Annotated in this window: 21 protein-coding genes; 8 read left to right on the top strand and 13 right to left on the bottom strand. The window is 57.9% G+C overall.

All coding sequences use genetic code 11. The features are described from left to right. Positions 1–15 precede the first annotated feature (15 nt). Positions 16–1,077, bottom strand: coding sequence for a GGDEF domain-containing protein (locus FWJ25_RS13135; RefSeq protein WP_149600717.1), 1,062 nt, complete (start codon positions 1,075–1,077; stop codon positions 16–18). 206 nt (positions 1,078–1,283) lie between these two features. On the opposite strand from FWJ25_RS13135, the gene FWJ25_RS13130 reads away from it, so the two are divergent. After that, positions 1,284–2,366 (top strand): patatin-like phospholipase family protein, encoded by a 1,083-nt coding sequence (locus FWJ25_RS13130; protein WP_149600716.1) that lies wholly within the window; start codon positions 1,284–1,286, stop codon positions 2,364–2,366. Positions 2,367–2,407: 41 nt separating this feature from the next. Here the strand turns inward: FWJ25_RS13130 and FWJ25_RS13125 are convergent, their stop codons facing one another. From FWJ25_RS13125 to pilG, 12 genes are all read right to left on the bottom strand, one after another. After that, entirely contained in the window at positions 2,408–3,400 is a 993-nt protein-coding gene (locus tag FWJ25_RS13125; RefSeq protein ID WP_149600715.1) for a PAS domain-containing protein, read from the bottom strand. Between the two features lie 75 nt (positions 3,401–3,475). Further along, on the bottom strand, positions 3,476–4,288 hold the full coding sequence (znuB, locus tag FWJ25_RS13120) for a zinc ABC transporter permease subunit ZnuB (RefSeq protein WP_149600714.1): 813 nt from the start codon (positions 4,286–4,288) through the stop codon (positions 3,476–3,478). Next, positions 4,275–5,051, bottom strand: a complete 777-nt coding sequence (znuC, locus tag FWJ25_RS13115) for a zinc ABC transporter ATP-binding protein ZnuC (protein ID WP_149600713.1) — start codon at positions 5,049–5,051, stop codon at positions 4,275–4,277. Before znuC ends, znuB begins: the two co-directional genes overlap by 14 nt. After that, on the bottom strand, positions 5,044–5,535 hold the full coding sequence (locus FWJ25_RS13110) for a Fur family transcriptional regulator (protein ID WP_149600712.1): 492 nt from the start codon (positions 5,533–5,535) through the stop codon (positions 5,044–5,046). The genes znuC and FWJ25_RS13110 overlap by 8 nt, the downstream gene beginning before the upstream one ends. 69 nt (positions 5,536–5,604) lie before the next feature. Beyond that, entirely contained in the window at positions 5,605–6,066 is a 462-nt protein-coding gene (locus FWJ25_RS13105) for a chemotaxis protein CheW (RefSeq protein WP_149600711.1), read from the bottom strand. 11 nt (positions 6,067–6,077) lie between these two features. Further along, positions 6,078–7,130 (bottom strand): chemotaxis protein CheB, encoded by a 1,053-nt coding sequence (locus FWJ25_RS13100; RefSeq protein WP_149600710.1) that lies wholly within the window; start codon positions 7,128–7,130, stop codon positions 6,078–6,080. Then, the gene (locus FWJ25_RS13095; protein WP_149600709.1) at positions 7,130–14,743 is read right to left on the bottom strand and encodes an Hpt domain-containing protein; all 7,614 of its coding nucleotides are present in this window, start codon (positions 14,741–14,743) and stop codon (positions 7,130–7,132) included. The genes FWJ25_RS13100 and FWJ25_RS13095 overlap by 1 nt, the downstream gene beginning before the upstream one ends. Positions 14,744–14,754: 11 nt before the next feature. Then, entirely contained in the window at positions 14,755–15,654 is a 900-nt protein-coding gene (locus FWJ25_RS13090) for a CheR family methyltransferase (RefSeq protein ID WP_149600708.1), read from the bottom strand. A 27-nt stretch (positions 15,655–15,681) separates the two neighbouring features. Beyond that, complete coding sequence (locus FWJ25_RS13085; RefSeq protein WP_149600707.1) at positions 15,682–17,757, bottom strand: methyl-accepting chemotaxis protein; 2,076 nt, start codon at positions 17,755–17,757, stop codon at positions 15,682–15,684. Between the two features lie 94 nt (positions 17,758–17,851). Next, positions 17,852–18,397 carry a chemotaxis protein CheW gene (locus FWJ25_RS13080; RefSeq protein ID WP_149600706.1) on the bottom strand — a complete coding sequence of 182 codons (546 nt, stop codon included), beginning with the start codon at positions 18,395–18,397 and terminating at the stop codon, positions 17,852–17,854. A gap of 20 nt (positions 18,398–18,417) precedes the next feature. Then, positions 18,418–18,780, bottom strand: coding sequence for a twitching motility response regulator PilH (gene pilH, locus FWJ25_RS13075; protein ID WP_104321266.1), 363 nt, complete (start codon positions 18,778–18,780; stop codon positions 18,418–18,420). Positions 18,781–18,812: 32 nt separating this feature from the next. Next, the gene (gene pilG / locus FWJ25_RS13070; RefSeq protein WP_008175635.1) at positions 18,813–19,205 is read right to left on the bottom strand and encodes a twitching motility response regulator PilG; all 393 of its coding nucleotides are present in this window, start codon (positions 19,203–19,205) and stop codon (positions 18,813–18,815) included. Positions 19,206–19,500: 295 nt separating this feature from the next. On the opposite strand from pilG, the gene gshB reads away from it, so the two are divergent. Genes gshB through FWJ25_RS13035 form a run of 7 tightly spaced genes read left to right on the top strand, consistent with a single transcriptional unit; the run spans position 19,501 to position 25,263 of the window. Next, a complete protein-coding gene (gshB, locus tag FWJ25_RS13065; protein ID WP_149600705.1) occupies positions 19,501–20,475 on the top strand; it encodes a glutathione synthase in 975 nt (324 codons plus the stop codon). Positions 20,476–20,494: 19 nt separating this feature from the next. Continuing rightward, entirely contained in the window at positions 20,495–21,361 is an 867-nt protein-coding gene (locus FWJ25_RS13060; RefSeq protein WP_149600704.1) for an energy transducer TonB, read from the top strand. Continuing rightward, entirely contained in the window at positions 21,358–21,924 is a 567-nt protein-coding gene (locus tag FWJ25_RS13055) for a YqgE/AlgH family protein (protein WP_149600703.1), read from the top strand. The genes FWJ25_RS13060 and FWJ25_RS13055 overlap by 4 nt, the downstream gene beginning before the upstream one ends. Next, positions 21,917–22,339, top strand: coding sequence for a Holliday junction resolvase RuvX (gene ruvX / locus FWJ25_RS13050; RefSeq protein ID WP_149600702.1), 423 nt, complete (start codon positions 21,917–21,919; stop codon positions 22,337–22,339). The genes FWJ25_RS13055 and ruvX overlap by 8 nt, the downstream gene beginning before the upstream one ends. Before the next feature lie 45 nt (positions 22,340–22,384). Next, complete coding sequence (gene pyrR / locus FWJ25_RS13045; RefSeq protein WP_149600701.1) at positions 22,385–22,891, top strand: bifunctional pyr operon transcriptional regulator/uracil phosphoribosyltransferase PyrR; 507 nt, start codon at positions 22,385–22,387, stop codon at positions 22,889–22,891. 54 nt (positions 22,892–22,945) lie between these two features. Then, complete coding sequence (locus FWJ25_RS13040; protein ID WP_149600700.1) at positions 22,946–23,959, top strand: aspartate carbamoyltransferase catalytic subunit; 1,014 nt, start codon at positions 22,946–22,948, stop codon at positions 23,957–23,959. Further along, a complete protein-coding gene (locus FWJ25_RS13035; protein ID WP_149600699.1) occupies positions 23,956–25,263 on the top strand; it encodes a dihydroorotase in 1,308 nt (435 codons plus the stop codon). The genes FWJ25_RS13040 and FWJ25_RS13035 overlap by 4 nt, the downstream gene beginning before the upstream one ends. The last annotated feature ends 173 nt before the right edge of the window (positions 25,264–25,436 follow it).

The following is a 25,436-nucleotide window of genomic DNA, read 5'->3' as shown; positions in this document are numbered from 1 at the left end:
TGTCCCCTGTGGTGCCTAGCCTGCAGCAGGGTCCGCGATGGGGCCCTGATTGCTGATTGTGCGTGGCTTCATGGCGTTGACTACCTGATTGCGGCCGCGGGACTTGGCTTCGTAGAGGGCGTGATCTGCCCGGTTGAGCCAGACTGACCAGGTTTCTCCCTGGCTGACCTCGGCAACGCTGGCGCTGGCGGTGAGCTTGATATTGTTCAGGAAGGGCCGTGAGCTGATGCTGGTAAGCAACTGGTCGGCCAGTGTATCCGCATCTTTCTGACGGGTTTCAGGCAATACGATCATGAACTCCTCTCCGCCAATGCGGAAGAGCTGGTCACTTTCCCGCAGGCGTTTACGAATCCGGTTGGTCATCTCTTTGAGCACCTTGTCGCCAGCCAGGTGCCCCCACTGATCGTTGATGGCCTTGAAGAAATCCAGATCCAGGAGGATCAGGCTGGAAACCCGTTCGTAGCGTTCACGCATCTGGATCTGACTGTTCAGGATATCGGCCAGTTGGGAGCGGTTCAGACAGCCGGTGAGTGGATCCGTTGTCGCCAGCCGTGTCAGCTCCCCCTGGAGCCTGCCAACCAGCCAGGCGAAGATCATGGCGAACAGGCAGGTGAGTCCCAAAGAGAAGGTTATGCGCCAGAAGTCCGGCTCGGGGAACTTGAAAAACGACACGGCAGACATCGTGGCGACGAAAATAATGTTGCTCGCAATGGCTTCTCGTAACGGCAGCAGAAAGAAAACGGCCGCTGCCGCCGGATAAGACCAGTAAAGGCCGACATGTCCGTTGATTGCGGTGGAATACACGGCGGAGATCGCTGCCAGCAGGGGAAATAGCCGGCCGCGCAGAAAATAGGTGTTGCGATAGCGCAGAAATGCGATGACCAATAGCGCATTGACGCAGAAAAGAATCAGGAAGGACGAGAGCAACAGATGGTCCTGACGCCACTGCACCAGAATCAGGGGGGCAACGGCGATGAACGCCCAGAAGTGCAAGTGGTAAACCAACTGCCGTTTGAAACCAAGAACGGCGAGGGTTGGCGTGGTGGCCAGGGAATCTGGTGAAGGAAAAACAGTCACAGCGAACTCCTGCTGCCTTAGGGGTCTCAGTCGTTGTTTCCGTTCCGACTTTTCGGTTCTAGTATGGCACGCACAGTAATGAAGCGCACCGATTTACTAATAACCTCGATTAGTTTTGTGCAGTTGGTTGTCCTGGCGCGCTTGGTTACACTCCTGCGGGGTTTGTGACAGGGAATCACACCAGAATCTGAAACAGGAAACGCACTATGACCGCAATCCATACCCGAGCACCGGCATTGACCATCCGCGCTGGCCGACGGGCCATGCAGAGACTCAGAGACAAAGCACTGACAGCGGGTGATGTGCACGTAATCCCCGGCGCTGCGGGTGGCCCCAAGGCATTGGGGATCAGCGGTCTCGACAAGGCGATTTTCGGTGACTGGTTGCCGACGACTCCACAGGCACGAGCTTTGATCGGGTCATCCATCGGCAGCTGGCGGTTTGCCGCGATAAGCTCTTCCGATGATCCGAAGTCGCAACTGTCCAAGCTGGCAGAGCTCTACACCTCCCAGCGTTTCTCGAAAGGCGTGAGCCCGGCAGAAGTGTCTCGAAAAAGTGTGCTGTTTCTGGAAGAGCTGCTTGGTGGGCGGGAAGATTATCTGCTCAATCACCCCTGGTACCGCCTGAATATTGTCGTGGTTCGCAGCCTGGGTTTGCTGGAGCATGATACCCGTGGGCGCCTGGGATTGGGCTTGATGAATGCCATCAGTGCCAACATGGTTAGTCGCCGGCATCTGGGGCGCTTCATGGAGCGCGGTATCATCCACGACAGTCGTCTGAAAGCTCCGGTATCCAGCCTGCTTGATTTTCCCAGCCACGAAGTCGCGTTGACGCGGGAAAACCTCCTGCCGGCATTGCTCGCTTCCGCTTCCATTCCGTTGGTGATGTCTGGTGTGCGAAATATTCCTGGGGCTCCGGAGGGTGTCTACCGGGATGGCGGCCTGCTGGATTACCACCTGGACTTGCCTTATGAGCAGCCCGGTATTGTGCTTTATCCTCACTTTACTGACCGTGTCGTCCCCGGCTGGTTCGATAAAACCCTGCCATGGCGTCGAGGCGATGCAACACGGTTGCAGGATGTGCTTCTGATCGCACCCTCGAAGGAGTATCTCCAGAGCCTGCCGGATCAGAAACTGCCTGACCGGAAAGACTTTGAAAAGTACGTGGGTGATGACGACGGGCGTGAACGCAGCTGGCGAAAGGCCATTGCCGAGAGCGACCGACTGGGTGACGAGTTTATGGAGCTGGTGGGAACCGGGCGCCTGGCCGACGTTATCCAGCCACTTTAAGATGGTTGGCGATTTCCTGCCTCAGGACTTTTCAGGGCTCTTCAGGATAAGGGCAGAGCACTGAGGCGGTAGCCGATCAGACCGTGGAGGGGGTCCTGGCGGGCGAGGATCCGGAGAATAACGGGAGTCGTTCGGTCTTCATGGTCATGTTTCAGGGACAGGTCAATCCGTGCCATGGTTCCGTCCGTTCTGGCGGAGTCCAGAGCTCTCAGGTAGTTCTCCCGGTATTCCGTTCCAATCAGTTCCAGGAAGGCCTGCCCCGACAGATCCGATGGTGCGCGACCAATCAGGTTGGCTACCTGAGCTGAGATGTAGCCAATACACCCGTCCTTATCAAGCTCACAGGTGATGGCTCCGGACAAAGCGACAAGATCGCGGCTGCGTTCCTCGCTGTCATTCAGTGCCTGGCGCAGGACGGCTTTCTCGACCTGCAGATTGGTTACCTGGGCGCGGGCACTGGATTCCTTCCCGGCCAGGGTGGCCAGAACGATGGATTGGCGATGAAGCCGTCGGCACAGCAGGACGGCCAGCAGAGTAGCGAAGCCGGAGATGATCAGTCCGCCTGTCCAGACCATGGCTTTCGCCTGGGTGGCTTTCCGGTCCAGTATGGCGGGGTCTGGAACGGTAGTCAGCATCCAGTTGAGTGTGCCACCGGGGCTGATCTCGGTGCGCAAGGCGCGAGTGGGGTCGATATGGCCATTGGTCCTGACCTGGAACAGTGGCTGTTTGCTGTGGCGTTCCAGCGTGTCAATCCGTAATCCAAGGCTCGGAGGCAGCACCTCTGAAAAAAGAGCCTGAAGCCATTCGGTAGTATTTGCTGGTGGCATCTGAGCCGGTGTGCGTGCCAGGAGCAGGTTGACCAGGGTCTGGTGCTGGTAGTGGTACCTGGCCTCGGCGAGGTCCCTGGCCTTTTTCGATTCAACAGAGGCCATCAAAACCGTGGCAATCAGGCCGGCCAGCAGAATAGTAGCCGGTATCCAGAGGCCGGGCCAAAGCCTCGGCCTCCTGGTCAGTCGAAGTAGCGAGCTGTCCATACGCGGTGTCCCGGGAAGTGGCGTAATTACACTGTAGCCCAGGCTGAGAGGTGTGGGAAATGGCGGTCTTGCTTCTCAGGTCTGCTGCTGAGGGGTGCCGCCGTATATCAGCAGGAAGGTTGCAAAGGCCGTAACCACCACCGATGGGCCCGCCGGCGTATCCAGATACCAGGACAGACTGAGCCCGCCTGTTACAGCGATGAAGCCGAAAATGACCGCAAGGCCTGCCATCTGTTCCGGATTTCTGGCCAGGCGACGGGCGGTGGCTGCCGGGATGATCAGCAGAGCGGTGATCAGCAGGACTCCGACGATTTTCATTGCAACGGCGATCACCAGCGAAAACATCAACACCAGAACCAGGCGCAGACGCTCCACCTGAACTCCTTCAACCCTTGCCAGCTCGGAGTGGATGGTGCTCATTAGCAGACCTCTCCAGAGGGAAACAAGCAGTAACAGGATCAGTGCTGCTCCTCCATAGATCCACAGCAGGTCAGCCCGGCTCATCGCCAGCAAATCCCCGAACAGCAAGCCAGTCAGGTCAACCCGTACATCCGGCATGAAGCTCAGGGTCACCAGACCAATGGCGAGGGCGCTGTGGGCGAGAATCCCAAGAAGGGTATCCGTGGCCAGGGTTCGGGTTCTCGAGAAAAAGACGAGGACCACCGCCAGAACAACGCAGGTGAGAATCACGCCTACGTTCAGAGGTACTTGAATGAGGAAGCTCAGGGCGATACCCAGCAGGGCGGAATGTGCCAGCGTGTCTCCGAAGTAGGCCATGCGCCGCCACACCACAAAACAGCCCAGCGGGCCTGCGACCAGAGCAACTCCGAGACCACCGATCAGCGCCCGCCAGAAAAAGTCATCGAGAAGGCTGTCAATGATGGGCATGATCGCACTCCCCGTGGCTTCCTGCGGTGCCGCTGACCACATCGCCGTGCAGATCGTGGCGGTGGTTGTGGTGGTGATGGTACACAGCTACCGACTCGGCCACCTGATGGCCGAAGGTTTCAATAAACGCAGGGTCGTGAGAAATATCCGCCGGATGGCCACTGCAGCAGATGTGCTGGTTCAGGCAGATCACCTTGTCTGTTGCTGCCATCACCAGGTGCAGATCGTGGGAGATCATGATAACACCGCAATTGAGCTCGTCCCGCAGTTGCCGGATCAGCTCATAGAGTGAAGCCTGGCCATTGATATCCACGCCCTGGGCGGGCTCGTCCAGTACCAGCAGGTCGGGCTTGCGGGCCAGAGCGCGGGCCAGCAGCAACCGCTGTTTTTCGCCCCCGGACAGGTGATGCACCGATGCCTTTAGCAGGTGCTTGACGCCTGTCCGATCCAGCGCAGCTTCGCATTCTCCTGCCGATCGGCCACTGAGTTGCATAAATCGCTCGACGCTGAGGGGCAGTGTGGATTCCAGGGTCAGATGTTGCGGAACATAGCCAATCACCAGGCTCCGATTCAGGCTGACTTTGCCGGACGTCGGCTTCTGAATACCCAGGACCGCTTTGATCAGGGTCGTCTTGCCCGCACCGTTTGGTCCGATAATGGTAATGATATCGCCCCGATGAACGCTCAGATTCACATGATCGACCGCAGGCCGGTCGTCAAAGGCAACGGTCAGGTTTTCCAGTGATACCAGCGGTTCACTCATCGACGTGCTCCAGCTGGCAGCTTGGGCACAAACCGGCTATTTCCAGCGTTACATCGCTGACCTTGAAATTCTCGGCCCCGGCGGCTTGCCGAACGGACTCCGATACAGCCGGTGCCGTCATTTCCAGCACATTTCCACAGGCCCGGCAGATCAGGAACATACCGGTATGATGCTCGCCAGCATGGGTACAGCCGATAAAAGCGTTGAGTGATGCGATCCGATGGACCAGCCCGTGTTGCTGCAGAAAATCAAGCGCACGGTACACCGTTGGAGGGGCCGCGTTGTGCCCGTCTTCGGTGAGCTGGGCCAGAACATCGTAGGCACCAAGAGGCTTGTGAGATTGCCAGATCAGTTCGAGCACCCGTTCTCGGGTGGGAGTCAGACGGGCGTTCTGCCGTTGGCAGATCTCTCTGGCATCGGCCAGGGCCTGGTTGACGCAGGCTTCATGGTTATGAGGGCGATAGGGTAGAGCGCTGGCAGACATGATAAGGACCCCGCAAGTTTTGCAACATTATAACAGTTGCGGGAGCCCATACCAGATCCGAATGCAGAATCAGTGGCGGGATTGCAGCGCGAGGCCTTCGAGATATTCGAGGTTGGGAATCCAGGCCTGTTCGCCGTCGACTTCAACCTGCATCAGGTCCGCCGGACCGGTGCTGCCTTCCAACTGGCGGATCTGTTCCTTGCTCAGGCGGGTCTGGCTGGGAATGCCCTGAGTAACCAGGGCCATGAACGGAACGCTCTGGTGATGTTCGCCAATGGTGTTCAGCACCACAATTCTGCCCCGGTTATCACCGGGGACTGTCAGCATGTCACCGTTGGCTGCGTCGTAGGAAATGACCGGAAGCTCCAGCCCCCGCCAGTTCAGGTAGCCAACAAGCCAGTCAGGGGTATTGGTACCGGCATCCGAGCCGGCATAATCCACCACCTCCGCGAGGGTAACGTTGGGTAGCAGCAGTTGCCGTCCGCTCATGGGAATGAGTACACAGGAGAGGGTTTGGCTGTTGTCATTCATCGCTTGTTTCCTCAGGCGGAATCCCGTTTCTGCCTGCCTTTCAGCAAGCAGGATGCTTCAATGGTTTTAATCAGTTCCCGGGCGAGCTCCTCGGGAGTGCCGGTAAAGGTGCTGCAACCGGTTGCAGCAACGGAATCAGGCATTGAGCTGTTGCCACAGCTTTTGCTTTCCTGAACCCAGATCCGGCTGCCATAGGCTCTCAGCATCGGGGCAGCGATGGCGCCGTCGTTGCCCATACCGGAGAACAGGATAGCATGGCAGTGCGAGCCATAATGATCAGCCACATTGAGCAGAACCTGATCAATAGATGGTCCGTAGGGGCCAGGCCAGGGTGTATCCAGTTCCATCAGCTTTCCGGTGCTGTCAAAGCGCCATTCGTGATCGACCGGAATCAGCACAACGTCGCCATTGCGGATTCGATCGCCTTCCTCGGCCTGCTTCAGCTTGTAGTGCGCATGCCGGCCGAGCACTCGCGTCAGGACATCGGTAAAGTTGTCGTCAATGTGCTGGGCATAGACAAAGCCCACCGGAAGATCGGGTGGCAAGTGATCCAGGAACGCCTTGACGGCTGCCGGGCCGCCCAGAGAGGCGCCAAGAATCCAGATTTCATCAGCCACCGAGCCCGCGCTGGCCGGAGTAATCCACTGCGGCAGGCTGGGTGGACTGGCGCTCTCGGGGAGCTGTGTTTCAAGTTGCTCAAGGGTGTCCCGTGAGTCCAGTTGTTCCAGTTCACCGAGTTCCTGTTCGAGCTTGTCCTGAAGACGTCTTTCCCACCGTACATAGGCCTTACTGCCAGGCTTGGGCGCCTGATCAAGGCCAAAAAGTACAGGTGCTTCAGTGTTGTCCAGCAGGTGATCGAACAGGGTCGGATGATCAGCCTCGTCTTCCAGAGTTACCAGCCAGAGTCCCGCATCGGGAAAGGTCGGGTAATCGAGCAGGCGTTCCGGGTCTCCGGCGAAAGAGACTTCCAGGCCCAGCCTGACGGTTGCTTCCTGCAGCCGATGACGCTGCAGGATGACATCCGAGATAATTCCGACTCCGGGCCGGCCCTGCTGGCCGGCCACTAGCGGTTCCTGGTCAGCCGTTCGATGGTCTCAAGCAGCTCGGTTTCCTGGAACGGTTTGCCGAGATACTCGTTGACCCCGATCGCCATGGCGCGTTCCCGGTGTTTTTCCCCGGTCCGCGAGGTGATCATGCAGATCGGGGTATCCCGCAGGTTGTCGTCGTGGCGCACGAAACTTGCCACCTCGAAACCGTCCATCCTCGGCATTTCGATATCCAGAAGAATGATATCCGGCTTGTGATCCTGAAGCTGCGCGACAGCGTCGAGACCATCTTTCGCTGTGATAACCTCCATGCCGTTCCGCTCGAGCAGACGGGAGGTTACCTTGCGAACCGTTACCGAATCGTCCACCACCATGACGGTAGTGATCTGTTCCTCGTAGCGGGCGGCCTCTCTGGACTTCTCGAGGTCTGCGGCGCGCTGGCGCTCGGACAGAATATCGGAACGAATCATCGCCGGGAGGTCGAGAATCACCACTACGTTACCGTCACCGAGGATGGTTGCCCCGGACACGCCCCGGACCGAGTTGAACTGGGGTCCAAGGGATTTTACGACGATTTCCCGGCTGCCCATCAGGTTGTCCACCTGCAGTGCCATGGGCTGCTCGGCGCCGCGAACCAGAATAACTGGCAGAGGCAGAGCCTGGCCTTGCAGTTTCGGCTGATGGTCGCTGTTCAGCAGGCTGCCCAGATACTGCAGGCGATATTCCTGGCCAGCGTATTCATACAGCGGAGCCTCTGGCTTGTAATACTCCTCCAGCTCAAAGGTACTGACCCGCACGATACCCTCGATGGTATTCAGAGGAATGGCGTAGAAATCTTCGCCAGTGGACACCATCAAGGCCCGGTTGACCGACACGGTAAACGGCAGGCGCACGGTGAAGGTGGACCCACGGCCCGGGGCAGAATCGATATCCAGGCTGCCGCCGAGCTGTTTGATTTCGCTGGCTACGACATCCATGCCTACACCACGGCCGGAAATCTGGGTGACTTGCTGGGCGGTGGAGAAGCCCGGCTGGAGGATGAACTGAAGAACTTCCCGTTCGGTCAGATCCTCGTTTTCGCCCATCAGGCCCTGACGAACAGCTTTGTCACGGATGACCTGGGCAGGGATGCCCTTTCCGTCATCCATCATCCGCAGTACCACATCGCCACCTTCGCGGGTCAGCGACAGGACGACTTCGCCAGTCTCGGGCTTGCCAGCATTGCGGCGGGCTTCAGGTGTCTCGATACCGTGATCGAGGGCGTTGCGAAGCATGTGTTCCAGTGGCGCAATCATCCGCTCAAGGATGTTGCGGTCCATTTCGCCTTCCGCGTTACGGACGTCGAAATCGACCTTTTTGCCCAGTTCCCCGCTGATCTGGCGCACGATACGGCGTAGTCGCGGCACCATGGAGGCAAATGGAATCATGCGGGTCTTCATCAGACCCTCTTGCAGTTCGGTATTGATCCGGGACTGCTGGACCAGCAAGGTCTCTGTATCCCGTACCCGGTCTGCCAAGGTTTCGCGCAGATCTGCAAGGTCAGAAGACGATTCGGTCAGAGCTCGGGACAGCTGCTGGATCGACGAGTAACGGTCCATTTCCAGCGGATCGAAGTCCTCGGTGTAGTCTGGCCCGTGTTCTTTCTCGGCACTGAACAGGATCTGGGCTTCGGTTTCGATGTCCATGCGCCGCAGCTGTTCCCGCAGACGCTCAATGGTTGCGGCCATTTCGTCCAGGGTGTGGCCGAAGTCACTTGTCTGCTGTTCAAGGCGGCCACGGGTGATACTGGTTTCACCGGCCAGGTTAACCAGCTCGTCTAGCAGTGGTGCGGATACCCGGATGGTTTCCTGCGGGCCGCGCTGGTTCTCTGTGGCTTTACGGGCCTTTGGCGGAGTTTTACCCGGTGCTGGTTTAGTCTCTGCCGTCTTGGGTTGTTCTGCCGGTTGAGCAGGTACCTGCGGTGTAATGGCCGGGGCTCCCGATACTTCCGGTTCTCTGGTCCCAGGCGCAGGAACAACGTTCGTTGCCGGCGTGGGCTCAACGGCGGGAGAGTCGGCTTCAGCGCTTTGGCGGATGCCAGCGACCAGGGCGATGATGGCGTCGTGGTCGCTGGTAATCTGCTGCCACTGCTCTTCGCCCGGCGCGTTGCCGCCCAGATCGATCAGGCAGGTCTCGAAGGCGTGGGCCTTATCGCCAAGCTCTGACAGCTGTGCCAGCCGGGCACCGCCTTTAAGGGTATGCAGGGCCCGTTGAGCTTCCTGGTTGAAACCGTGGTTGGTCGGTTCCTTGCGCCAGTCATCAAGAAGCTGCTCAAGCTGGTCCATAATTTCACCAGCTTCTTCGAGGAAGATCTCGAGAACTTCCGGATCAACGGGTTCCGCTATGATTTCCTCGGCGGTGCTCTCAACAGTTTCTGCTTCTGTTGAATCAGCGGTGTCGTGTGCCTGATTAAGCGCGCCGATCAGTTCTGGCGCGCCGGAAGGTTTCTGGCCAGCTTCCAGGCTGGTCAGCATTCCGTTGAGTGTCGAGTGTGCCTGTTCACTGAGCGCCAGCAATGTCTGCTGGTTATTGCCACCACTAATCAGGGAATCCAGAGCATCAGACCAGGCTTCCGCCAGGTCGGCGATGGGGTCGACGTCGGAGAGACGAGCGCCACCCTTGAGCGTATGCAGTTCCTGCTGCAGCTGGGTGATTCCGGTAAGTGCTGACGGTTCTTCTTTCCACTGGGTCAGGTTTTCTCCAATGGCATCGTGAATCTCCATGGCTTCATCGAGGAAGATTCCGATCAGGTCGTCGTCGGCGGCAGACAGCGATTCATCCGCGGCTGTCAGATCCGCTTCCGGTAGCGATAGCGGTTCCGAAATCGGCGGTTCCGGAGGCAGTTCCTCCGGTTCCTGAACATTCATGTCCACCGATACTGGTGCAGGGGATTCTCCGCGGAGAATGGCCTCTACCCGGGTGACCAGTTCGTCTGCAGGTGGGCAGGGTTTCTGGGTTGCAACCTGTTCCACCATAATGGCCAGGCGGTCGTGGCAGGCGAACAGGAGGTCGTTCATGTCGTCGGTGGCCTCAAGCTGCCCTTCAGCGACTTTCTCGAACAGATCCTCCAGTACGTGAGTCAGGTCACCAATAGCCTCGACACCCGCCATGCGCGCACCACCCTTGAGGGTGTGCACTTCGCGCTGTAGTTCTGCGGCCACGCTACGATTCGTCGGGTCTTCGCTCCAGGTATGCAGGGCGCTGCCCGTGGAGTTGACCAGATCGTAGGCCTCTTCTAGGAAAATGCCGACCAGCTCCGGATCCAGGTGCGACAGGTCCGTGGCGGCCAGTTGCCCTGATGTCTGCATTTCTTCGCTGTCGTCGACCTCGGCCGTCTCGGGCAGTGGCGGTAGCTCGTCACTATCCGGTTCTTCCGGCTGGCTTGGGCTGACGTCGGTGACGGGGCGGGTACCCGTCGCGTTCGCGATATAGGAGCGGATTTCAACAATCAGATCCGGTGCCGGGCGAGGTGTTTCCGAGGTTTCCAGCGCCTCGACCATGCCGGATAGTCGATCATGGCAGCGGAACAGCAGATCAGACAGTTCCTCGTTGATGGACAGTCGTTGTTCGGTGAGCCCTTCAAACAGGTTTTCCAGTTCGTGGGACAGATCGCCGATTGCCGGGATATCCGCCAGGCGGGCACCACCTTTCAGAGTATGGAGATCCCGTTGCAGCAGCCGAAGAATGTCGAGGTTTTGAGTATTGTCACTCCAGCTTTGCAATGCTTCAGCGCTGCTGTCGATCAGGTCACGGGCTTCTTCCAGGAAGATCTCCGCCAGTTCCTGATCAAGCTCCTCATCGGACTCTGACGTCTCCGGGAGTGGCGGCTGCTCAGACAGGCCCTCCTCAGAGACCGGCCCTTCGAGATCGTCCAGATCGAAGCTCAGATCTATCTCTTCCAGGTCTCCGGTGAATTCCTGTTCAAACGGTGTTGGCTCTGCAACGTCTTCCACGAACGCTTCGTTTGACTGATTGAGCGCTTCCAGGTTGGCCAGTAGTTCGTCATCGGACTGGGTAGAAAGGCCGGCTGCAACCTGATCCATCATATTGATCAGTTGCTCATGGGCAGCGCGAACAGTATCGAAGAAACTCTCGTCGGGGACCTCACTCTGCCCGGCTGCAACATTGTAGGTTTCCTGCAGCGCACTGGAGAGTGTGGCGACATCCGTCAGGCCGGCGTTGTTGGCTCCAATGGTCAGTTGCTCAAGTTCAACGCGCAGCTGGTTCAGAGCGCCAGTTTCCTGTGGGCTTTCTGCCCATTGATCCAGAATCCTGTCGGCATCGAGAACGATGTCCAGACCTTCATTCAGGAACAGCTGAACCAGCTGTGAGGATTCCTGTTGTTGTGGTTCGTCGGCGCTGTCTTCCCGTTGGCTACGGAGAGTGTCGTTGGCAATTCGCTCCAGGCGTGCCAGATAGCTTTCGGTTCCGGCCAGGGCTTCCTGTGGTGTACTCCGCAACTGGGACAGGCCATTGGTCAGGAAGTGACAGGCATTATCAAGCAGTTCAAGTACTTCCCGGTCGGCACGTTTGTTCTGCGCCCGGGACTCTTTTACGAATCGCTCTAGAGGTGTGATCACCGCCGCAATCGGCTCAATACCGGCAGTGTGGGCACTTCCCTTGAGCGTGTGCAACGCCCGGGATAGTTCGTCGGTGTAGGCAACGGTCGCCTTGTCACCGGCATTGGCCAGATAGGTCTTCAGCGTCTGCAGATGGGTCTCGGCCTCGCTCTCAAAAATATCGAGCAGGACCGGGTCGACTCCCGAGTCTTCGTCGTAGCTAACGGATTCGTCCAGGTCAAAGTCCGGCTCAGCTTCTGCCGAGGGCATGGCGCTGGTGTCCGGGATGTCACCATTGGCCAGGGCGTTCGCACGGGCCTCCAGCGCGGATGTGTCCACGGAGGCAGGGCGCTGTTTCTCAAAATCGTCGACCAGCCCGGGAAGAACGGTGGTCACGTTTTCCAGCAGCGTGGCGATGTCATCGTTCATGAAGACGCTGCCGTCGATCACCCGGTTCAGCATGTTCTCGACGGACCAGGCCAGTTCCCCGATGACCAACGCACCAACCATGCGGCCACTGCCTTTGAGTGTGTGGTACGCACGCCGAACTTCGGACAGTGCGGTCCGGTCATCGTGTTGGCGCAGCAGCATGGGGAGGTATTCGCGGATGGTCTCCAGAACCTCGCCAGCTTCCTCAACAAAGATTTCAAGAATTTCGTCGTCAATCAGGTCATCGTCGCTGCTTTCGAAACCGGGTACCTGTGTCGGGGCGGCTTCGCGCGGCGGTTCAGCAACAGCTTGCTCCGGCTCTGCCGGGGTTTCGGCGACCGGTTCAATCGGAGCTTCCGGGGTTGCCGCAGATTCCGCTGGCGCTTCGCTTTCTGCACGACGGGTAGTTGCCAGGGTCTCTGCCCGTTCGATCAACCCGCTCACGTCACCGTTCGCCTGGCCTTGGCGGAAATCTGAGATCAGGGACGGAATGTGGGCAATAGCGTCGTCCACCAGAGTGAACATATCGTCGGTCGGTCTGACCGTCTGATCAATCACCCGGTTAAGCAGGTTTTCGATGGACCAGGCCAGTTCCCCGATGCTGCTGGCGCCCACCAGACGCCCACTGCCTTTCAGGGTATGGAATGCACGGCGGACTTCAGTCAGGGCCTCACGGTCTTCGTGCTCCTGGCGAAGGCGGGGATAGAACTCGTTGATGGTTTCGAGAACTTCTTCCGCTTCTTCTATAAAGATGCCAAGGATTTCGTCGTCGAGCAGGTCGTCGTCGCTGTCGTGTTCTTGCACTGGCTCCGGTTCAGGTTCGGCTGCCGCTACAGCTTCCCCAACAATGGGGAGTTCCTCGACGGAAGGTTCTTCTGCGGCTTCCTGCCAGGTAGGCTCCTGGCCAACCGGGAAGCCCAGGCTGGCGAGGCTTTCTTCTGCAACCCGGAGAATGCTGTCGTTGTCGCTGATGCCTTCGGCCAGGCGCTCCAGATAGTATTCAATGCTGGTTACGGCGTCGGCCAGGGTGTCCAGTTGTTTCCAGTCTGGAACCTGTTTACCACTGAGCAATACATCGGAGATGTATCGTTCGGCGGAGGCAAGCATAGTAGCGACTTGATCAAGGGGGATCAGACTCAGGCCGCCACGAATGCTGTGGAGCAGGCCTGGTACGTGTTCAATTTCGCGGACGTCCCACTGGGATGCGATGAAGTTGACGATGGAGGACTTGACCTGTTCCAGGGTATTTCTGGATTCCCTGAGCAGCGCACTGCTGGCTTCACCCAGTTCCCGCGACCCGAGGTTGATCGGCTCCGCACTGTCATCGGAATTCTGTTCGTCACTCTGGCCGTCGCTGTCAAGGCCGGCAAGACTGGCCTCGACGTAGAGCAGGGCGCCAGCGATATCCATCAGGGTGCCATCGTCCACGGGGTCGGCCTGCTCGCCAATTCTCTGCACAAGTTCAATCTGTTCGGTGACGACCTTGCGGGGAATGCCCAGGCTGATGACTGCAAGGGTATTGGCGACCTGACGCATACCCGGCAGCAGATCCAGCAGTTCATCGTTCTGGCGTAGTTCGGAACGGACAAACAGATCCAGCTGGTCTTTCAGTTTGGCGAGTTCTTCGTTCAGGGCGCTGACCACTGAATGAATGGCCTCACGGCCCGGACCGGAAACCCGTGTGCGGGCAGCATCGACATCATCTTCTGAAGGCAACGCGTCGTTCAGATGATAGGCGTCGCGCAGTGCTGTTACCTGTTGAGTGTTCAGGTCATGGGCACGGGCTACGTAATACAGAAGATGCTTCAGCAGGGCTTCAGGTGCTGGCTGCTGCAGAATGTCTGCATGTTCATCGCTGAGTCGGCGGATTTCGCTGTCCAGCTCCCGCAGCAGGGACTTGACGGCAGCATTGATCGGGTTGACCCGGGCCTGCAGGGTTTCCACAAATGCCCCGGCGGCTTTCCAGAGTTCACCCCGGGGTGTTTGCTGGCACATACGGACCAGACGCAGGATGACTTTCTGAAGATAATCGTAATGGGCATCCAGATCTTCCTCGCGAATAATGCCGGCGAGTGCAAACTGGTACATCTGGCGGAGTTTGCGGATGTGTCCGAGGACTTTGGGGTCGTGCAGACGCTGGGATACCTTGCCACTGACACTGATCCGGGAAGGGCTCAGGTTCGGCTTGAACAAGGAGGTGTCAGACAGCAGAGACTCGCCACGGGCTGCGCGCAGGTCGTTCAGAAGTGGCAACAGTACAAGGGGAAAATCGTCGCGGCTGCTGGCCAGGTGTTCCAGATATTGCGGCAACTGCAGGATAGCCTGCATCAACACTTCGACAGCTTCGTCGATGTTGGTTACGGTCTCGTTCAGAATCGCCTGGGTGAGTTTCTCCATCTCTTCGGTGAGCAGGGCCGCACCATAGAGTTCGACCATCTGCAGGGTGCCGTGCACCTGATGGAGATAATTCAGGCAGAAGCGCAGGCGCGCAGTGTCGTCACGGTTCTCGACATACGCTTCCAGTGCATGCTGACCTTGTGTCAGCGTGTCCTGTATTTCGCCCCGAACCCAGTCGAGTGCGATGCTGTCATGGTGATTGCCCATAACCACTCCGGTTATTCTTCGTCAGTCTGGCGTTTAATCCACGCCAGTACATGTTCCGAGGGTACCTTCTGAAGACCAGAAGGCTGCCAGTCGGTCAGCTCTCCCTGGCCCAGCACCAGTAATCCCCCGGGCGCCAGCCGCTCTGCAAGTCGCCTGACAATTTCCCGCCTGCGCCAGCGACGGAAATAGATCAGCAGATTCTGGCAGAAGATAATGTTCATCCCGTGCATGGGGGCTCTATCCAGATCGAGTACATTCAGACTGGTAAAGCACACCCTCTCCCGGATGCTACTTACAATTTCGACGGTATTCCGTTCGGCCGGGCGGAAATACCGGTATTTCATGTCTTCGTCCATTCCCAGCAGTTTGCGGGGATTGAACTGGCCTATCCGGGCTTTTTCGATGGCAGGTTTGCTGATGTCCGAACCGGTAACGCCAAACAGTGGCTGAAGCTTCAACTGGGTCATACACTCGTTGAGTACCATCGCCAACGTGTAAGGCTCTTCTCCGGTGGAACAGCCAACGCTCCAGGCTTCCAGGGGGCGCTTGCGCAACTGCTCCCTGGGGCGGGTCAGAACAAAATCCGACACCATACGAAAGGCATCCGGGTCCCGGTAAAACCGGGTTTCCTGAACGGTCAGGCGGTCGACCAGTGTTGACCACTCCTGAATCGCGTCAGGGCCGGATACGATTTGCTCGTAATAGGCCTGGTAGCTGCTGCAGCCGATTTCCCGCATCCGGATCCCAAGGTTGGTTTCCAGGAAAGAGCGTCGTTCCACCGGCAGGGTTATGCCAGTGCGGTGCTCCAGCAGGGTTTGCCACTGGTTGAACTGCGCTTCGTCCATATCGGGGAGTCGGCGCAGCGACCAGACGGCATCGGCAGGTGACAGTTTTTTATGCATCTGAGCCATAAACCGTCAGCAGCCCGGGGCCGGAATTCAGCCCACCACCGGTACGTCGGTGTCTTCCTCTTCCTCCTGGTCAACCACATCCTCTTCCGGCAGGGTAAAGCCGGCAACGGAAGACCGGAGCTCGGACGCCATTTCGGCCAGGTTACCGATAGACTTCGCGGTTGCGTTAGTACCGGAGGAAGTCTGGGAAGTGATTTCCTGGATAACGTTCATGGTGTTGGAAATGTGTGCCGCAGACGACGACTGCTGACGCGCTGCGTTGGAGATGTTCTGGATCAGTTCCGCAAGGCTCATGGATACGTTCTCGATTTCCTCGAGCGCGATACCTGCGTCCTGGGCCAATCGTGCACCACGGACCACCTCGGCGGTGGTGTGTTCCATCGAAATTACCGCTTCGTTGGTATCCGACTGGATCGTCTTAACCAGCGCTTCAATCTGCTTGGTCGCGGCAGAAGAACGTTCCGCGAGGCGCTGAACTTCGTCCGCAACCACCGCGAAGCCTCGGCCTGCATCACCGGCCATGGAGGCCTGGATCGCAGCGTTCAGAGACAGGATGTTGGTCTGGTCGGCAATGTCGTTGATCAGGGATACGATGTCACCGATTTCCTGGGAAGATTCACCCAGTCGCTTGATCCGTTTGGAGGTTTCCTGAATCTGCTCCCGGATGTTGTCCATGCCGCGGATGGTGTTCTGTACCACTTCCGCACCTTTCTTCGCGATCGCAACCGACCGCTCCGCAACCGCAGAGGATTCGGCAGCGTTGGAAGATACCTGATCGATGGACACGGCCATCTCGTTAACCGCGGCGGATGCCCCGGCAATTTCCTGGGCCTGGTGCTCGGAAGCATCTGCAAGGTGCATCGCAGTTGACTGGGTTTCCTGGGCGGCGCCCGCAACCCGTACTGCGGTGCCACGAATTGCCTGTACCAGCCCGCGCATCTGGTCGATCGCGTAGTTGATGGAGTCAGCGATGGCACCGGTAAAGTCTTCGGTTACCGTGGCCTCGGTTGTCAGGTCACCATCCGCGAGGTCGGCGAGTTCGTCCAGTAGTCGCAGGATCGCGTTCTGGTTCTGCTCGTTCTGTTCCTGAGTGGTCGACAGGCGTTCCTGGGCTTCGCGATAGAGGGCAAGACCGATGAACACAACGATTGCGACCATGGCCGCCAGGAGGATGAAGGCCAGTGTCGGGCTGATCAGACGCGAGCCGGACTGGCCGCGGAATTGGTCAGCCAGCACAGACAGTTCGGACAGCAGGATCTCGGAATTCTGGAAGATGTCGCTGGCTGCAGTACGAACCTTGAAGAGGTCGGGAGAGGCTTCAAGGATCGCGTCAACGTTCTGGGATACGAACTCGAAAAGTTCAGAAACGGCTTCCAGTCCGTAAATCGCGTCTTCGTCGTTCACCCGGGAAATGCCCATGGCCGGGTTACCGTTCAGCTGCCCGTCCAGTACGCGGCCGAAGAGGCTGGCATCTCGACCGAAACGGTCAGCGGCAATAACCGCATCTTCATCACCAGACAGTACGTTGTTGACCGAGCGTACAATCCGCTCTGCCAGCAGGGACTGACGCTGAGCCAGTGCGATTTGCTCTGCCGGCGCGCCGTTGTCCAACAGGATCTGTACGATGTCATCGTACTCCACCTGCAACTGCGGGATGGTTTCGTTGAGGGTCCGGGCTACTTCGTGCAGGCCAAGCACCGCATCCTGGGTTGAAAGGATGCTGTCGGCGTTTTCGCGAACGGTGTTCCAGTTGGTCTGTACGCCGCTCTGTTGTGCCATTTCACTGGCCGGAAGGCCGGTTTCCGGGTTGCCTTCGGTGACGTTGGTCCAGAGTTGCTGGAACTGGTCCCGTGAACTCCGGAGCTGGTTGAAGGCTTCAGCGGTACCGCCAGCGGCCTCGGTGGCGTTTTTCGCGATGGCCTGGGAGAGTACTCTCAGTTCCGCAGTGTTGGCGATATATTCCTGGTCGTTCTGGCTGTCCTTGTTAATGATGAACAGTACCGCAACGAGCAGGACGGTGAGTGCAATCAGTGCTGCGATCAGGCCGGCAACGAGTTTGTTGCCTCCCTGTCCCGCACCGAGTCTTCCGGCTCTGTTTTTCATTTTCTGGCTCCCGGCCTTTCCATTAAATTGGCAAGTTTGTTATCCACGACTGCAGGCAATCAAAGCGTGAGCATGTTGCCTGAGCCGACCCCTCTTACCACTGCGCTACGTCAAGAAAGCGCTCGTCGTCGACCAGGTCCACGGCGGAGAAAACTTTCCAGACTTCTTCATTTCGTTCGTACTCGCCCGTAACGAACGGACGAACGCTTTCGGGAACACCTCCGGGTGCTGCCCTGAAACTGTCTGTTGCGAAGTACTGCATGCCCAGAACGTTGTCGACAACCAGTCCGCTGAAGATGTCGCCCTGCTCGACCACCAGTACCCGACGTTCACGCTGACTCCGTGACGAGCGCGGAATGTCAAAAAAACCGGCAAGGTCTACCAGTGGGAGGAGGCGCCCACGAACATTGGCTGCACCCAGGAGGAAGGTTTTGACTCCGGGGATGTGAGTGAAGCGGGGGACATGGAGGATCTCGGTGATTTCGCCCATGGGGGCCACGTAGCGCTCACCTGCCAGAACAAACCCGATTCCGTTCCAGAGTTCGACGGCTTCCTGTTGCTCTGGCAGGCCAGCTGCCATGGACCGGCTGCGCTGGGCGATATCCGTCAGAACGGCAAAAGGGGCGGTCTGGGCGGACATGCTTACTCCACAGTTGTTGATCAGGCAATCAGACTGTTGATTGTTTTGATCAGATCATCTTCGTTAACCGGCTTTACCAGATAACCCTTGGCGCCCTGCCGAGTACCCCATACCCGGTCAGTTTCCTGATCCTTGGTAGTGACGATGATGACAGGGATAGACGCGGTTTCCGGAGCACGGGTCAGTTGGCGGGTGGCCTGAAAACCGTTCAGGCCGGGCATGACGACGTCCATCAATACCAGATCCGGAGTTTCCGCACGGGCTTTGGCAACTCCGTCGGCGCCGTTGTCGGCTGTTAGCACCTCATGCTGGTGCTTTTCCAGAATGGTGGAGATTTTCTTCACCTCGGTAGGGGAATCGTCAACGATAAGAATGCGAGCCATGTTTTCCTCGATGGTTCTTTATTTCAGCAGGTTTACTGTTCCGCCTGGGGGACGTACTGGCGGATGGTATTAAGCAGCTCATCCTTACTGAACGGTTTGGTCAGGTATTGGTCCGAGCCAACAATGCGGCCCTTGGCCTTGTCGAACAGGCCGTCCTTACTGGAGAGCATGATCACCGGCGTCTTTTTGAAAGAGGAATTGTTCTTGATCAGTGCGCAGGTCTGGTAGCCATCCAGTCGTGGCATCATGATATCAACAAAAATGATGTCAGGCTGGGAATCGGCAATTTTTGCCAGAGCGTCAAAGCCGTCGGTTGCGGTGATGACCTCACAGCCAACCTTTTTCAGAAGCGTTTCTGCGGTACGACGAATGGTTTTGCTGTCGTCGATCACCATGATCTTCAGATTTTCGAAGTTGTCATCCATTGTCCAACTGCCTTGCGCTCAGCGATGTCATTTTTCAAACGGGGGTTTTTAGCATAAACGTTAAGGTTCTTCTATAAACCCCGCCCATTTATAGATTATCAATGGCTCGATAAAAAGTATTACTTTGTGACCAAATGTACTTTCGGTTGCAGCGTCACGTAATTGGCTGAGGATTTCTGCGGATGCATTCGCAGCTCGGGTACAATAACATTCACCGTCTCAGCATAGCACTTATTGTCCGGCCTGCTCTGCAGACCGGTTCGTGTTTTTCAAACTTGGGAGCTCAAGAGACACTATGACAGTCCGACTCGGGATCGTGATGGATCCGATTGAGAATATCCACTTCAAGAAGGACAGTTCCCTGGCGATGCTTCTGGCGGCGCAGAAGCGCGGTTGGGAGATCGAATACATGGAACAGCAGGACCTTTACCTGGATGGCGGCAGGGCCATGGCCCACACCCGCACGCTGACCGTTCACATGGATCCGGATAACTGGTTCAGTTATGGGCCGGAGCAGGATCGGGCTTTGGGAGATCTGGATGTCATCCTGATGCGCAAAGATCCCCCGGTGGATCGCGAGTTCCTGATGGCGACCTACATATTGGAGGCGGCAGAACAACAGGGCGCCCTGGTGGTGAACCCTGCGGCAACGCTTCGTGACTGTAACGAAAAGCTGTTTGCGACCCAGTTTGAGGATCTCACGCCGCCACTTCTGGTGAGCCGCTCCTCGAAGCGCTTCCGCGAGTTTTACGCCAAACACGGTGACATTATCATGAAGCCGGTTGATGGTATGGGCGGACATTCGATCTTCCGGGTACGTGAAAACGACTTCAACCTGGGCGTTATTATCGAAACCCTGACCAACTACGGTCAGCATCAGGCCATGGCCCAGAAGTTCATCCCCGAAATCACCGATGGCGACAAACGCATCCTGCTGATCGATGGTGAGCCGGTTCCTTACGCCCTTGCGCGGATTCCTTCCCAGGGAGAAAATCGCGGCAACCTTGCAGCCGGAGGGCGGGGTGAAGCGAGGGAGTTAACCGAAAGGGATCGCGAAATCTGTGCCCGGGTGGCGCCGGTTATCAAGGAAAAAGGGCTGATGTTTGTAGGTCTGGATGTCATCGGAGACTATCTGACCGAAATCAACGTCACCAGTCCTACCTGTATCCGGGAAATCGACGCAGCCTACGGTATCGACATTGCGGGTATGCTGATGGATGCAATTGCCAAGCGCCTGGAAACCCCACCGGGGCTTGAGGAAAGGGCTTAACAGGTAACCAGGATCAGGAATGGCAGTACAGGTAAGCGACTTCGACCGATTTTCCTTCACTCTGTTCATGGCGTTGGCTGTGCACGCTGTTCTGGTGCTGGGTATTACCTTTTCACCGGAATCACCGCGGTCATCCGCCCAGACCATGGAGATTACCCTGTCGCAGTTTGATGACGAGGTTGCTCCGGACAAAGCGGATTTCCTGGCCCAGACCAATCAGCAGGGTAGTGGTATCGAGAATGAGGCGCGGGAGCTGACGTCGCCGCAACCTGCCGAAGTCAATCAGGCGCAGGCAGCCCAGGTACAAACAGAGGCACCGTCGCAGACCCGGCCCCAGCCGCGGCAGGAGCGACAGGTTGTCCAGACAGAAGGCCGGTCGAACCGTCAGGTAGAGGCACCGGCAGATCGAAGTGATCCGGTTGAAGAACCGCTTCCTGTCCGCAAAAAGAAAAGCCTGATGGAGCGCAGCCTGGAGATTGCGAGCCTTGAGGCTCGCTTCGATGCCCAGCAACAGGCCTATGCCCGCAAGCCCCGGGTCATGCGGGTGACGGCAGCTTCCACCCTGAAGTCTTCCAATGCCTGGTACGTGCAGAACTGGGTCACCAAGGTTACTCGTGTCGGGAACATCAACTATCCCACCGAGGCGCGCCGTGCCGGACTTTACGGTACCCTCAGAATGCTGGTTTCCCTGAAGAAAGATGGCACAATCAAGGAAGTGGCGATCCTGCAGTCTTCGGGCAGTACGGTTCTGGATGATGCCGCGATCCGGATTGTCCGGATGGCATCACCGTTCTCGCCTTTCCCGGAGGAGATGCGGAAAAGTGTGGATGAACTGGAAATTATTAGAACCTGGTCATTCCAGCAAAGGGGGCTGACGTCCGGATGACAGCAACCAAACACTCTCCCAACAGTCTTCGGCACCATTTTCTGGTGGCGTCTCCCTGGCTTGCCGATCCCCGTTTCCATGGCGCTGTCATTTATCTGTGTGAGCACTCGGATGAGGGTGCACTGGGTCTGATGGTCAATCACCCCCTCGATATCCACTTGGGGGAGATTCTGGAACAGCTCGACATGCACGGTGGTGAACTCGATTTGCCGGTGTTCAGTGGCGGGCCGGTGCAACCCGAGCGCGGTTTTGTGCTGCACCCACCGGGCACGGAGTGGCAGAGTACCGCCGGAGTGGCCGACGATGTTTTGCTGACCACATCACGGGATATTCTTGCGGCGATCGGGCGCGATGAAGGGCCGTCGGAATTTCTCGTGGCGCTTGGTTACTCTGGCTGGGGGGAAGGTCAGCTTGAGGAAGAGTTGGGCAGCAACTCCTGGCTCACCTGTCCGGCAACAACGGACATTCTGTTCAGAACGCCCGTCGAGAAACGCTATCAGGCGGTTCTCGGGCTTATAGGCGTTGATATTAACCAGCTGAGCGAGTCCATCGGCCATGCCTGAGGTTGGCCATCGCCGGGTAATGGCGTTTGATTTTGGCACCCGCCGGATTGGTGTGGCGGTCGGGCAGGAAATGCTTGGTTCGGGACAGCCTGTGGCGATGATCCCGGCCCGGGATGGTATTCCCGACTGGACCCGGATCGAGAAACTGATTGCAGAGTGGGCGCCGGACCTGGTGGTGGTGGGTCTGCCCCTGAACATGGACGATACCGAGAATGAAATGTGTGCCCGGGCCCGTAAATTCGGCAACCGGATACACGGCCGCTACCATGTTCCCGTGGAAATGGTCGATGAACGCCTGACCAGCTTTGAGGCGAAGGGGGACGTAATGTCCGAGGGCGGGAGTCGTGACTATGGGCGCCATGGGGTTGATGACCGGGCCGCTGTTCTGATTCTGGAAACCTTTTTCGGCCTGTAGGGCCCGGTGCCGGCTTACGCCGGCTCCTGAATTTAGAGAGGGTATATGACCGCACAGCTAGAAATTAACCAGCTGTTGGATGAGCTGGAAGCCGGGCTACGCCGGGTACTTGAAGAACGGGGTGTGGAGTCTCCGGTGGTGGTTGGGATTCGTACCGGGGGCGTTTGGCTGGCGGACGTGCTCAGCAAACGACTGGGCGTGGGTGAGCCGTTTGGGGAACTCGACATCTCTTTCTACCGTGATGATTTCAGCCGGATTGGTCTTAATCCTACGGTTAAACCGTCAAGCCTGCCATTTGACACAGAAGGCAGGGATATCATTCTGATTGATGATGTCATTATGAGTGGCCGAACAATCCGCGCCGCGATGAATGAAATCTTCGATTATGGCCGTCCTGCCAGTATCATACTCGCCACCCTGATTGATCTGGGGGCCAGAGAACTGCCGATCCAGCCGGATGTTGCCGGCAAGACAGTGGCGCTGGCGGCCAACCAGCGGGTCAAGCTGCGTGGCCCGGACCCGTTGCGCATAGAGCTGCAGGAAACCGCATAACAAGCCAGCATCCCCAGGCTGATACCACACCGAAGCACAGTAAACAGGCGACCCATGACCGCAAATGATCCCTCCCCGAACCACTTGCAGCTGACCCGGGATGGTCAGTTGCGGCATTTCCTCACTCTGGATGGCCTGGACAGGGCTCTGTTGACGGATATCCTCGATACCGCTGATTCATTTATCGAAGTGGGTGAACGTACCATCAAAAAAGTTCCGCTGCTGCGGGGGCGCACAGTGGTTAACCTGTTCTTCGAGTCCAGCACCCGCACCCGAAGCACCTTCGAACTGGCGGCAAAAAGACTGTCCGCGGATGTACTGAACCTCGACATCAGCACCTCGGCAACCTCCAAGGGCGAGTCCCTGTCGGACACCCTCCTCAATCTCGAGGCCATGGCCAGCGACATGTTTGTTGTACGCCATTCCCAGAGCGGTGCGCCGCACTTTATTGCCGAAAGCGTGACTCCGGGTGTTGCCATTATCAATGCGGGTGATGGTCGCCACGCTCACCCGACCCAGGCCATGCTCGACATGCTGACTATTCGCCAGCATAAAGGCCGTTTCGAGGGCCTGAAAGTGGCCATCGTTGGTGATGTCCTGCATTCACGGGTTGCCCGTTCCCAGATCCGTGCACTGAATGAGTTGGGTGCTGCCGAGGTCAGGATCATTGCGCCCGGAACCCTGCTGCCCCGGGACGTCGAAAGCCTGGGGTGTAAGGTGGAATACGATATGAGCCGGGGCATGAAAGATCTGGATGTAGTGATCATGCTGCGCCTTCAGAAGGAACGCATGGAAGGGGCCTTGCTGCCCAGTGAGAGGGAATTCTATCGGCTCTACGGCCTGAATCAGGAGAAACTCGCACTGGCCCACCCGGAATGTATCGTGATGCACCCCGGGCCGATCAACCGGGGCGTTGAAATCGAATCCGCAGTGGCGGATGGTCCGCAATCGGTCATTCTCAACCAGGTAACCAATGGGATCGCGATCCGTATGGCAGTGATGTCCATGGCTATGGGTGGCCAGATCGCAGAACGTCAACAGAAGTCGAGTGAGAGGGCCCAGGCATGAGTGTGACAGAGACAACCGTTGGGCCGGTCATGAAGCTCGTCGGGGGGCGATTGCTGGATGGCAACGGCGTTGATAGTTCTGGTACGAGTTTGTTGATCCGGGGCGGCAAAATCGCCGCAATCGGAGAGGCGGCGGACAAGGCTGAAGCGGATGACGTGATTCAGGTTGACGGTTGCGTGATCACTCCGGGATTCGTGGATCTCTGCTGTAATCTCCGGGAGCCGGGCAATGGTCAGAAAGGAAACATTGAATCAGAAACCCGCGCGGCGGCGCATGGAGGTTTCACCACGGTGTGTGCGTCCCCGGAAACGTCACCGGTTAACGACTCCGGTGCTGTTACACATCTGATTCGGGACGTTGCGGCCAGCCGTTCTCCTGTCCGGGTGTTGCCGGTGGGTGCGGTGACCCGCGGGCTCGAAGGTGATCTGCTCAGTGACATGGCCGGCCTCGCCAACGCTGGCTGTGTCGCCGTAGGCAATGGCTCCAGGGCGGTTAAAAATGCCCGTATCCTGCGCCGTTGTATGGCCTATGCCCAGACCTTTGGGCTGACGGTGATGTTCAGCCCGGAGAACCAGTCGCTGGCCGCAGACGGCTATGCCCATGATGGATTGGTGACTTCCCGGCTCGGCTTGTTAGGTATCCCGGAAGTGGCGGAAACTGCCGCAGTGATGGAAATGCTGCTGCTGGCGGAAGAAACCGGTGTACGGCTGCACCTGAGTCAGCTTTCCTGTGCCCGCAGTGTGGATATGGTGGCGAACGCCCGTCAGCGAGGCATCGCAGTCACCGCAGACGTTGCGATGCACCAGCTGGTGTTCACTGAGGATTCGATTGCCGGTTTTGACAGCCGTTTCCACGTGCGCCCGCCGCTGCGTGCCGAAGCTGACCGGGTGGCGTTGCTGGCGGGTGTCCGCGAGGGTGTGATCGATGCTATTGTCAGCCAGCATCAGCCCCACGATACTGCAGCCAAGCAGGCACCTTTCGGTGCTACCGAACCCGGACTGTCGAGCATTGAGAGCGTGTTGTCTCTTGGCCTTGAGCTGGTTGAGCGCGCTGAGCTGTCCTTGCAGCAACTGATCGGCGCACTAACGAGTGGCCCGGCAGCGATTATCGGCAGGGAATCTGCCCTGGCAGGCGGTGCGGCCGCTGATCTCTGCATTTTCGATATGCAACAGCGCTGGACTCCCGGGCCGGAAACCCTGATATCGGCAGGGCATCATGCACCGGTTGTCGGGCGATCCCTGCCAGGGGTGGTTCGGATGACTCTGGTCGATGGCTGTAAAGCCTGGACCTCAACCGCAGGCTGATCCGGCCTGCGGGGAAAATGCGGCAGGGGTTTCACCGCCTCTGTCGACATCATCACAGAATTTCCTGTATTGCTGAAAAAACCTTGATGACAGGCACCTGTGCCAACGTATTCTTGTCGGGACCGACATACGGTCGGACAAGAAAACCAGGGTACTGCTGGCGATCATTGGAC

It is taken from the genome of Marinobacter salinexigens, assembly GCF_008370345.1.
GTDB lineage: Bacteria > Pseudomonadota > Gammaproteobacteria > Pseudomonadales > Oleiphilaceae > Marinobacter > Marinobacter salinexigens.
The sequence above is the reverse complement of the archived record's forward strand: the minus strand, read 5'-3'. Positions and strand labels throughout refer to the sequence as shown.

What these genes read in the sequence shown, in the direction of transcription:
- pyrR (WP_149600701.1), top strand. Translation starts at nt 22,385, where the DNA reads ATGACCGCACAGCTAGAAATTAACCAGCTGTTGGATGAGCTGGAAGCC.
- FWJ25_RS13110 (WP_149600712.1), bottom strand. Translation starts at nt 5,535, where the DNA reads ATGTCTGCCAGCGCTCTACCCTATCGCCCTCATAACCATGAAGCCTGC.
- pilG (WP_008175635.1), bottom strand. Translation starts at nt 19,205, where the DNA reads ATGGATGACAACTTCGAAAATCTGAAGATCATGGTGATCGACGACAGC.
- znuC (WP_149600713.1), bottom strand. Translation starts at nt 5,051, where the DNA reads ATGAGTGAACCGCTGGTATCACTGGAAAACCTGACCGTTGCCTTTGAC.
- znuB (WP_149600714.1), bottom strand. Translation starts at nt 4,288, where the DNA reads ATGCCCATCATTGACAGCCTTCTCGATGACTTTTTCTGGCGGGCGCTG.
- FWJ25_RS13130 (WP_149600716.1), top strand. Translation starts at nt 1,284, where the DNA reads ATGACCGCAATCCATACCCGAGCACCGGCATTGACCATCCGCGCTGGC.
- FWJ25_RS13090 (WP_149600708.1), bottom strand. Translation starts at nt 15,654, where the DNA reads ATGGCTCAGATGCATAAAAAACTGTCACCTGCCGATGCCGTCTGGTCG.
- FWJ25_RS13040 (WP_149600700.1), top strand. Translation starts at nt 22,946, where the DNA reads ATGACCGCAAATGATCCCTCCCCGAACCACTTGCAGCTGACCCGGGAT.
- FWJ25_RS13095 (WP_149600709.1), bottom strand. Translation starts at nt 14,743, where the DNA reads ATGGGCAATCACCATGACAGCATCGCACTCGACTGGGTTCGGGGCGAA.
- FWJ25_RS13080 (WP_149600706.1), bottom strand. Translation starts at nt 18,397, where the DNA reads ATGTCCGCCCAGACCGCCCCTTTTGCCGTTCTGACGGATATCGCCCAG.
- FWJ25_RS13055 (WP_149600703.1), top strand. Translation starts at nt 21,358, where the DNA reads ATGACAGCAACCAAACACTCTCCCAACAGTCTTCGGCACCATTTTCTG.
- FWJ25_RS13035 (WP_149600699.1), top strand. Translation starts at nt 23,956, where the DNA reads ATGAGTGTGACAGAGACAACCGTTGGGCCGGTCATGAAGCTCGTCGGG.
- FWJ25_RS13060 (WP_149600704.1), top strand. Translation starts at nt 20,495, where the DNA reads ATGGCAGTACAGGTAAGCGACTTCGACCGATTTTCCTTCACTCTGTTC.
- pilH (WP_104321266.1), bottom strand. Translation starts at nt 18,780, where the DNA reads ATGGCTCGCATTCTTATCGTTGACGATTCCCCTACCGAGGTGAAGAAA.
- gshB (WP_149600705.1), top strand. Translation starts at nt 19,501, where the DNA reads ATGACAGTCCGACTCGGGATCGTGATGGATCCGATTGAGAATATCCAC.
- FWJ25_RS13085 (WP_149600707.1), bottom strand. Translation starts at nt 17,757, where the DNA reads ATGAAAAACAGAGCCGGAAGACTCGGTGCGGGACAGGGAGGCAACAAA.
- FWJ25_RS13125 (WP_149600715.1), bottom strand. Translation starts at nt 3,400, where the DNA reads ATGGACAGCTCGCTACTTCGACTGACCAGGAGGCCGAGGCTTTGGCCC.
- FWJ25_RS13105 (WP_149600711.1), bottom strand. Translation starts at nt 6,066, where the DNA reads ATGAATGACAACAGCCAAACCCTCTCCTGTGTACTCATTCCCATGAGC.
- ruvX (WP_149600702.1), top strand. Translation starts at nt 21,917, where the DNA reads ATGCCTGAGGTTGGCCATCGCCGGGTAATGGCGTTTGATTTTGGCACC.